Source organism: Rhizobium sp. SEMIA 4085 (assembly GCF_013004495.1).
Classification (GTDB): Bacteria; Pseudomonadota; Alphaproteobacteria; order Rhizobiales; family Rhizobiaceae; genus Rhizobium; species Rhizobium gallicum.
Map to the genome: position 1 here is coordinate 1 of NZ_JABEPH010000243.1, position 9,209 is coordinate 9,209.

Annotated in this window: 8 protein-coding genes and 1 pseudogene; 4 read left to right on the forward strand and 5 right to left on the reverse strand. The window is 60.0% G+C overall.

What is annotated here, in order from left to right; genetic code table 11:
• Positions 1 to 76 precede the first annotated feature (76 nt).
• Genes C9413_RS21640 through C9413_RS21655 form a run of 4 tightly spaced genes read left to right on the forward strand, consistent with a single transcriptional unit; the run spans position 77 to position 4,115 of the window.
• Complete coding sequence (locus tag C9413_RS21640) at positions 77 to 1,777, forward strand: ABC transporter ATP-binding protein (protein WP_170250887.1); 1,701 nt, start codon at positions 77 to 79, stop codon at positions 1,775 to 1,777.
• Positions 1,774 to 2,823, forward strand: a complete 1,050-nt coding sequence (locus C9413_RS21645; RefSeq protein WP_040115624.1) for a putative FMN-dependent luciferase-like monooxygenase — start codon at positions 1,774 to 1,776, stop codon at positions 2,821 to 2,823. Before C9413_RS21640 ends, C9413_RS21645 begins: the two co-directional genes overlap by 4 nt.
• Before the next feature lie 35 nt (positions 2,824 to 2,858).
• Entirely contained in the window at positions 2,859 to 3,491 is a 633-nt protein-coding gene (locus tag C9413_RS21650) for a CMD domain protein (RefSeq protein ID WP_040115623.1), read from the forward strand.
• A 12-nt stretch (positions 3,492 to 3,503) separates the two neighbouring features.
• Positions 3,504 to 4,115 carry an alkylhydroperoxidase domain protein gene (locus C9413_RS21655; protein WP_040115622.1) on the forward strand — a complete coding sequence of 204 codons (612 nt, stop codon included), beginning with the start codon at positions 3,504 to 3,506 and terminating at the stop codon, positions 4,113 to 4,115.
• A 30-nt stretch (positions 4,116 to 4,145) separates the two neighbouring features.
• On the opposite strand, the gene ugpC is transcribed toward C9413_RS21655, so the two are convergent.
• From ugpC to C9413_RS21680, 5 genes and pseudogenes are all read right to left on the reverse strand, one after another.
• Positions 4,146 to 5,222 carry a sn-glycerol-3-phosphate ABC transporter ATP-binding protein UgpC gene (ugpC, locus tag C9413_RS21660; protein WP_040116604.1) on the reverse strand — a complete coding sequence of 359 codons (1,077 nt, stop codon included), beginning with the start codon at positions 5,220 to 5,222 and terminating at the stop codon, positions 4,146 to 4,148.
• Between the two features lies 1 nt (position 5,223).
• A complete protein-coding gene (locus C9413_RS21665) occupies positions 5,224 to 7,152 on the reverse strand; it encodes a glycoside hydrolase family 127 protein (RefSeq protein ID WP_040115621.1) in 1,929 nt (642 codons plus the stop codon).
• A 23-nt stretch (positions 7,153 to 7,175) separates the two neighbouring features.
• Entirely contained in the window at positions 7,176 to 8,039 is an 864-nt protein-coding gene (locus tag C9413_RS21670; protein ID WP_040115620.1) for a carbohydrate ABC transporter permease, read from the reverse strand.
• Positions 8,036 to 8,950 carry a sugar ABC transporter permease gene (locus C9413_RS21675; RefSeq protein WP_040115619.1) on the reverse strand — a complete coding sequence of 305 codons (915 nt, stop codon included), beginning with the start codon at positions 8,948 to 8,950 and terminating at the stop codon, positions 8,036 to 8,038. Before C9413_RS21675 ends, C9413_RS21670 begins: the two co-directional genes overlap by 4 nt.
• A 75-nt stretch (positions 8,951 to 9,025) precedes the next feature.
• Positions 9,026 to 9,209, reverse strand: a pseudogene (locus C9413_RS21680) (sugar ABC transporter substrate-binding protein); the annotation flags it as partial.

The following is a 9,209-nucleotide window of genomic DNA, read 5'->3' on the forward strand; positions in this document are numbered from 1 at the left end:
CGGGCGCGGTGAGGGCGGGGGTGCCCGGCGTCTCCCGGGTGAGCCGGGTCAGCCAGGCAAGCGGAAAGGGGCAGAGATGACGCTCCAACCGGTAAATCGGGCGAACGGCGCGCCCCAGCCCGCCGCGGTCCTCGAAGTGTCGGGGCTGACGGTGTCCTACAGCGATCGAAATGGAACGCGTACTGCGGTGCGCGGGATCGATTTTCGCGTTGATCCGGGCGAGGTCGTGGCGCTTGTCGGCGAGTCAGGTTCGGGCAAGAGCTCGACTGCGCAGGCAATCATCGGCCTTCTGCCGGAAAACGGACGCCTCGAGAAAGGTAGTGTCCGGCTGAACCGGCAGGAGATTGCCAACTGGCCTCAGAAGCGGCTCGATGGCATTCGCGGTTCCGTCGTGAGCTTGATACCGCAGGATCCGGGCAACGCGCTCAATCCGGTCAAGACGATCGGCAAACAGGTGGCGGAGATCTTCGCAATCCACGACCAGTCCTCCGGACCGGTTGCCTATGCTCAGGCAATCGAACTGCTTGGGCGCGTCGGCCTCTATCAGCCGACGTTGCGTGCCCAGCAGTATCCGCACGAGCTGTCCGGCGGCATGAAGCAGCGCGTGCTGATTGCGATTGCAATTGCACTGAGACCCTCGCTGATTATTGCCGACGAGCCGACGAGCGCGCTCGATATGACGGTCCAGAAGCACATTCTCGACCTCATCGACGCGCTGCGCCGCGAATATGGTACGGCGCTCCTATTGGTGACGCACGATCTTGGAGTTGCCGCCGACCGGGCCGACAAGCTGGTGGTGCTGAAACATGGCCGCATTCAGGAACAAGGCCGTACCGGCGAAATCTTGAGGGCGCCGCAAAGTGCATATACGCGTCAACTTCTTGCCGACGCGCCGTCTCTCAATGCCAGTCGACGCCGCCTGCCGGCTGCTGCAGGAGCGCCGGCCACTGAGCCGGACGACATCATCATTGTCGAAAATCTAGTCCAGGATTTCGGCCTCGGCGGACAGAAAGGCCACTTTCGCGCCGTCGACGATATCTCGTTTCGGGTCCGACGCGGCACGACTCATGCGCTTGTCGGTGAATCGGGATCCGGCAAGACTACGACAATCCGTACTGTGGCGGCCTTCCAGAAGCCGACGGCGGGGAACGTTTTCGTCGATGGTCTAGACCTGGCTCGTCTGGGCGGTGAAACGCTGAGGCTCTTTCGCAAGAAGATCCAGCTCGTCTATCAGAATCCGTTTGGCTCACTCGATCCGCGCCAGACCATTGCACGGATTGTCGAGGAGCCACTTTTGAACTTTGATCCGATCTCACGCGCCGAACGGGCTGAAAGGGTCGCAAGCACGCTCGAAAGGGTGGGGCTGACGCTCGATATGCTGCAGCGCAGGCCGCATGCGCTTTCCGGTGGACAGCGTCAGCGCGTGGCGATTGCCCGTGCGCTGGTCCTTGGTCCGCAGATCCTCGTTCTCGACGAGGCTGTCTCAGCGCTCGACGTTACCGTGCAGGCGCAAATCCTGGCATTGCTCGACAAACTGCAGCGCGAGCTCGGGCTCACCTATCTTTTCGTCTCCCACGATCTCGCCGTGGTCCGCCAGATCGCCGACACGGTCTCGGTGCTGAAAGAAGGCAAGCTCGTCGACAGCGGGCCGGTGGAGGGCGTCTTCAGCGATCCGCAGCATGCCTACACGCGTGAGTTGATCGATGCCATTCCCGGCAAGAAGTGTCCGCCCATCCCGAGGCGGTCGTCGTTGACCAATGCAGGAACAAATCCATGAGATATCCAGGCCAGCCGAAGCGTCTCGGCTTCTTCAGTCGGGTACTCGACCAGGCCGATCCGGCAACCCGCTACCGGCTGGTTGTCGAGCAGATCATCCATGCGGAAAAGTTCGGATTCGACAGCGCCTGGATTGCCCAACACCACTTCAATGGCGAAGAAGGGGGACTTCCTTCACCCCTTATCCTTCTTGCCGAACTTGCGGCGAGAACATCGCGCATCCGGCTCGGAACAGGCGTGATCACGCTTCCGATGGAGAATGCGGTTCGTGTTGCGGAGGACACGGCGATTCTCGATATCCTTTCGAATGGCCGCCTAGAAATCGGTTTCGGCACGGGCGGCACGCCTGCAGCCTTCCTGCCGTTCGGCTTGCAAAGTGGCGATCGCGGCCAGGTTTATGCTAAGAGCCTTGCGATGGTGCGACGCGCCTGGGCCGGCCACGAGCTGGAAGGAGGAAACCGCCTCTATCCAGATGCGCCGCACTTGCTTGATCATGTCTGGCAGGCGACGTTTTCCGTCGACGGCGGCGAGCGTGCCGGCCGTGATGGTGATGGTCTGATGCTTTCGCGGACGCAACCTCGTCCGCTTGAAGCCCCGTCTGCGGAGCTTTGGGAATTGCAAAATCCGATCATTGATACCTATCTCGAAGCGCTGGCCAACCGCCGCGCACCGCGCATTCTCGGTTCCCGCAGCCTCTTTGTCGCCGATGACCGCAAGGAGGCGCTGCATTTTGCCGAACTCGGGCTGAAGCGCAGCGTCGAGCGCTTTGTCTCAAGCGGTCATAAGATTACCGGCACGACGACAGAAGACCTCATCAAGGCATTCGATGTGCATGTCGGAGCGCCGGACGACGTGATTGCGTCGCTGAAGGCCGATACTGCGCTGTCGCGAGTGACCGATCTCGTCTTCCAGGTGCATTCGGTTGATCCACCGCACGAGCATATCCTGCGTTCGCTGGAATTGACGGCAACCATCGTGGCGCCCGCGCTTGGCTGGACGGGCCAGGCTCCGCTTCATCAGGAGCGGCGGCTCGCAGCCAACGCCTGAACTGATTTTCGGCTTTCCAAGAAAGGGTAACGACCATGACCGCTTCGACACCTGACGTTATCGATCTTTTAGCCGGCATCGGCGCCGGCTCCTTCGTCGATCGCATTCGTGCGGAACGGCCTGAAACACGCTTAAATGCGCAGAAGAGCTATCTGGCACTTTTCGAGCCGATACAGGAAGGAGGCATCTTGCGGATGGAGCGACTTGCCGTCGCGGCCTTCGTTGCGGGATTGCACGATGCAAGCGCGGCAGCCGAATTTTATTCGGCCGGCATCATCGAGACGATGGGCGGCGCTTCTCTTGCCGCAGCCGTCAGAGCAGAGGTCGAGAAGGGGCGCACGCATGGCCCCTACGGCAAGTATCCGGCGGCACCCCTATCGGTTGGAGACAAGTCGGGCCTGGTCTTTGAGGTATCCGATTTTGGACGCGTCGCTCTCGGAGGTAAGCTGTCGGCGGCGCTTGAACATAGCCATCTGCTGGTGTTCCGGCCGCGGGAAGCCTCTCCGGCTGCATTGCAAAAATTGCTGGATGCCGGATGGAGCACGACGGCGATCGTGACGCTTTCGCAGATCGTATCCTTCCTTGCATTCCAGATCCGCGTGGTCACCGGGCTTGCGGCGCTTTCCAAGGCGGGCGCGGGAACACTTGCTTCGGCAGCAGCCGAATAAGGAGACGATGACATGAGCGAGATTGCAATCCATCCTAAGCTCGAGCGCCGCCCGAGCGCCTTCACACAGGCCGAGATTGGCTGGGCACCCTGGCTGGCGCCGCTCGTGGAAGAGGACCTGACAGGCCGGCATTGGGCCGGGCTGGTTGATCCATCGCGCGCCAAGTCGGCTTACTTCATGCTGCTTGTACGCGATCCGGAGATTCTAGAGGCTCGCACGAAGACTGACAAGGACATCTTCCACAATACAGCGGCCGGTCTGCCGCGCGCCGATAGGGAGCTGTCTGCGACGGCCGCGTCGCGGGTGAACGGCTGCATTTTCTGCGCCTCGGTCCATTCCCGTTTTGCCTCTCATTATTCCAAGCGCACCAGCGATGTTCAGCGCCTGCTTGACGAAGGAACGGATACCGACCTCGGCAGCCGCAGGTGGAATGCAATCGTCGAGGCCTCGGTCGCTTTGACGGCGACACCATCCGCCTTCAACGAGGGAGAGATTGCCCGGCTGCGGTCCGAAGGTCTGAACGATCTGGAAATTTCCGACGTCATCCATGGTGCCGCTTTCTTCAACTGGGCCAACCGACTGATGCTCTCGCTCGGCGAGCCGACACCTGCGGCTGAAGCCTGATGGCGCCGGGTTTCATGTATAGAGAAGGTCTTAATCCGCCAACCGCCTTCCATCTGCATCGAAGAAGCGGCGCTTGCTCATCTCGCTTGCGAGATGGACGATGTCGCCGGCCCCGATTGTGAGTGAAGACCTGTGTTCAGCGATGACGGTCTGGCCATCATCGAGTTGGCAGTAAAGGTACTGGGTTCCGCCCAGGTACTCAAAAAAATCGACGCGCGCTCTAAGCGTCTGCGCCGCAGCTTCAGCGACAATGAAGTGCTCGGGGCGAACGCCGAATGTAAGCCGTTCGCCGGCTGAAAGTTTGCCAGATGCAATCGGCCCCGGGATCACGGTCCCGGCGATGCTGAGTGTGCCGCCGCCCGACCATGTCGCTTGCAGTAAATTCATCCGCGGTGAGCCTATGAAACCCGCTACGAAGACATTGGCCGGGTTCTCATAGACGTCACGCGGCGTTCCGGCTTGTTCGATACGCCCATCGCGCAGAACGACGATTTTGTCCGCAAGCGTCATCGCCTCGGTCTGGTCATGTGTCACATAGATCATCGTGTTGCCGAGTTCGCGATGCAGCCGAGCAATCTCGATGCGCATCGAGACCCGCAATTCGGCATCGAGATTGGATAGCGGCTCGTCGAACAAGAACACGTCCGGCTTACGCACGATTGCCCGGCCGATCGCTACGCGCTGGCGCTGACCCCCGGAGAGTTGTCCGGGCCTGCGGTCGAGCAGGTGGTCGATCTTCAAGATCGCGGACGCGGCCTTCACACGTGCTTCGATTTCTGCTGCCGCCGTTCTCGCCATCTTCAGTCCGAAGGCGAGGTTTTCGCGCACGCTCATGTGCGGGTAAAGCGCATAGGACTGAAACACCATGGCAATGCCGCGCTCGGAAGGATCGAGATCGGTGACGTTGCGTCCCTTGATCTCGATCTCGCCGTCGGTGACCTCTTCCAATCCGGCAATCATGCGAAGCAGCGTCGACTTTCCGCAGCCGGACGGTCCCACGAAGACAACAAACGAGCCTTCGGCAATTTCAAGGTCGATGCCATGAATGACATCGAGGCTGGCGAAACTCTTGCGGACGCCCGCCAGCACGACGCCAGTGTCAGCCAGTTTACTCACCGCGTTCTTCACCTGCTCTTACCCAGACAAGCATCTCACCCGGCGCTCGATTGTCCCAGAATGGATAGGGCACGAAGCGCGCAGTCGTTTCCCGTGCATGAGGCGGTGACGCCCTGTAAAGGGCGCTGCCCCAATCGGCCTCATCGCGCCTTGCGGGCAAATCCAGAGCAACGGCACCACGAAGCTCGGCGACTTCGAAGGTTGTCGCTTTCGAAACGTCGCCATTGAGCCGGATTCCGTTCAAGCCTGAGCCGTTGTCGGTCGCCTCGAGGCAGTAGACCAGAGGGCCGCGCATCAACGCGGTGCGGCCGGCATCCTGGCGCACGAGCGGATTGGCAAAGAGCGAGCGAGCCGCAAGAGGAATGTTAAGATCGACGTGATCGCCGCTTTTCCATTCCCGCTCGATGCGGGCATAGCCGTCGAGCGCCACGGATGAAAGTTCAAGCGCCTCGCCATTCACCTTGATCGCGACGCCGTTTGCCCATTCGGGGATACGAAGCGACACTGCGAAACGCGCCGGCCTTTCCGTTACGACGTCGAAACATATGGCGCCATCCCAAGGATAGCGCGTCTCCTGCGAAAGCGTGATCTTGGAGCCGCCGATTTCAAAATGCGCCTTGCTTTGTCCGTAGAGATGTACGGCGATCTCGTCGTCGGCAACGGCATACATATACGACCCGATGGAGGATAGCAGGCGGGCAATGTTCGGCGGACAGCACGGGCAATGATGCCAGATCCAGCGATGATGCTTACCGGCACTTTCAAGTGGGTTTTCATAAAAGAACGTGCGGCCGTCGAGCGAAATTCCGGCCATGGCGCCGTTGTAAAGCGCCTGTTCCATGATGTCGGCATAGCGGCGGTTCGGGCCCCGGCCGAGCATGCGGCTTGCCCAGAAGACAAGGCCGACCGAAGCACATGTTTCCGCATAGGCGGTTTCGTTCGGCAGGTCGTAGTAATCGGTGAAGCCCTCATTTGCGGCGGCCGGTCCAATGCCACCTGTAATATACATCTGCTTGGTGGTAAGGTCGTCCCAGAGTGTTTCGAGCGCTGTCGTCAGCGTGTCGTCGCTATATTCCGTCGCGATATCGGCCATGCCGGAATAAAGATACATCGCGCGCACCGCATGGCCGACCACCTTCTTCTGCTCGCGCACCGGTTGATGCGCCTGATTGTATTCGTAGGTCTTCTGAATGAAATTTGCCGGGTCGCGCCCATCGCGGGTCGCCTCTTCGGTGAAGAAATGCGGCTCTGTGCCACGCTCGTCAATGAAATACTTGGCGAGATCCAGATACTTCTTCTCGCCGGTCACCCGCGCGAGTTTCACGAGCGCGAGCTCGATCTCCTCATGGCCGCAATAGCCCGGTATCTGGCCCTCGCCATGGCCGAAGACCTTGATCATATAATCGGCATACCGGCACATGATCTCGAGCAGCTTTCGCTTGCCCGTCGCCTGATAATAGGCAACGGCGCCCTCGATCAGATGCCCGGCGCAATAAAGCTCGTGGTGATCGCGCAGATTGGTCCAGCGGCGACCGGGCTGAACGCGTTGGAACCAGGCATTCAGGTAGCCGTCCGCGTCCTGCAGCTTCCCGTACATGTCGATGATTTCGTCGACGCGCGCCTCAAGTTTGGGATTGGGGCGCCGGTAAAGCGAATAGGCGACCGTCTCGATCGACTTTCCAAGGTCGCTGTCCCAGAACATCTGCGTCGTACCGCCCCAGGGCTGAATTGGAATGACGACACCGGGGCCTGGCTGGCTGGTATCGATCGCGCGCAGCATGCCCGCCTCCACGCAGCGGTCGAGAAGTGTCTCGGCCGTGGACTCGCAGATGGCATCCTGACGGTCACCGAAGATGCCGTAAAGTTCGACGCTTGGAACGGGCAAGGGGCGGAACTGGCGGTCTCGTTTTGGCTTGTTCATGGCTTCATCCGTTGTAGCTGGGTTCATTTTACCGCGCCGGCCATCAGCCCGCGCATGTAGTAGCGTTGCAAAAGCAGGAAGACGATGAGGCAGGGGATCGTCATGACGACCACGCCGGCCTGCACAGCACCCCAGTTGATGGCGCCAAGGCGGCCGGCGCGCACTGCCGTCATGAGGACCGGCAGGGTGTATCTCTCGTTGCTGGAGAGCAGCACAAGTGCTGCCAGGAACTCATTCCAGGCATTCAGGAACGCAAAGATCGCGACGGTGGCGACACCCGGCAAGACGAGGGGCAACAGCACGCGCCCGAGGAGTTTTAAATCACGGGCGCCGTCGATGCGCGCAGCCTCCTCGATCTCCTTCGGCACGGCGTCGAAAGCATTTCGCATCATGAAGACGGAAAAGGGTAGCTGAAGCGTCACATAGACGAGCGTCAGCCCGAGCAGCGAATTGTTGAGCCCGAGCTTTGCAAGGATGATAAAAAGCGGCGTCAGGATCGACTGGAACGGGATCATCAGTGTCGTGATGATCAGCACGAAGAGCACGTTCTTCAGAGGAAAGCGGTAGCGCGAAAATCCGTAGCCCGCAAGCAGGCTGACTGCAACCGTGAGCACCACGGTGGCAAGGGAAACAAGCAGAGAATTGATCATATGCCGCCAGATCCCGGCGCCGAAGGTATCCAGCAATCTGTAGGAATCGAAGCTTATTTTCGCGGTCGGCCATGGTGGAAGGGGCGGCAGGCTCGCTTCGGTTCCGTGCCGGAACGAGGCAAGCAGCGTGACGGCGAAAGGCGCCAGAAAGAAGATTGCGATGGCGATCCCTGTCAGGTGATAGGCCGACTGCAAGCGCAAGCGCTTTCGCGCACGTTTTTCCTTCGCGGAAATCATGGGTGATCCTCTCCCGCACGGAGCAGCCAGAGCTGCACGATGCTGATAGCCACGAGGATCGCGAGCAGCGCGATCGAGAGCGCTGCGCCATAGCCGAGATTGAAGGACACAAAGGACTGATTGAAGATGTAGTAGACGACCGAGATCATCTTGTTTTGCGGTCCGCCGGCCGTCATGATGTAGAACTGGTCAAAGGCGAGGATCGATCCGGTGACAGAGACGATCAGTGCCAGTGCGATCGTCTTTCGCATCAGCGGCAGTGTCAGGTGCACGAAGCGTTGCCAACGCCCGGCGCCATCGATGCGGGCCGCCTCGTTGAGTTCGGCGGGAATAGCCTGAAGTCCAGTCAGGAGGATGATCATGGTAAAGCCTGCGATCTTCCAGACGACCATCACGACAATCGTCAGAAACGCCGTGTCGAAAGTCGCAAGCAGGTTGGGGCTTTTTGCCACGAGGTCGAGGCCTTTCAAGGCGGGACCGATGAAACCGCTGTCGACATTGGCGAGCCAAACCCAAAGCAGCGAGGCCGTCGCAAGGCCGACGACCACAGGCAGGAAGATGATCGTGCGGTAGGCGCTGACAAACTGCCGCTCTTTCTCGACGAAGATCGCGAGCGGAAAGGCCACCGAAAAGATCGCGATCGTGACGATCACTGTATAATAGGCCGTAAAATTCAGCGCTGTTATGAAGCGGCTGTCGTTATACATGCGAAAATAGTTGTTGAATCCGATCCAGCGCGAAGCGCCCATCAGCGGCCAGTTGTGAAGGCTCATCCATCCGGTGAAAAGCACCGGCATGATGAAGAAGACGATAACGAGCGCCATGGCCGGCGCGATATAGGCAAGGCCGCGCCATTGCGATCTCCGACGCCTGCGCGGGGAAGATTGGCGCGGTAAGCCTGAACCTGTCATCGAGAACGCTCCGCATCTGTCATTGAGGTTGGCCGGGAAGCTGCCACCGCCTCCCGGCCCGCGGCCGGGAGAGCATTATTGGCCGCTGTCTATGATCGATTGCATTTCCGACTGGGCGCTTGAAAAGGCGCCGTCGACATCGTCGCCGAAGATGGCGGCATTTGTGAAGCTGGCCCATGGGCCGTTGGCGCTGTTGATCAGATCGTTGAACTGCAGCGTATAGGGTGTCTTCGCAACGCCAATGGCCTTGAGGCCGACC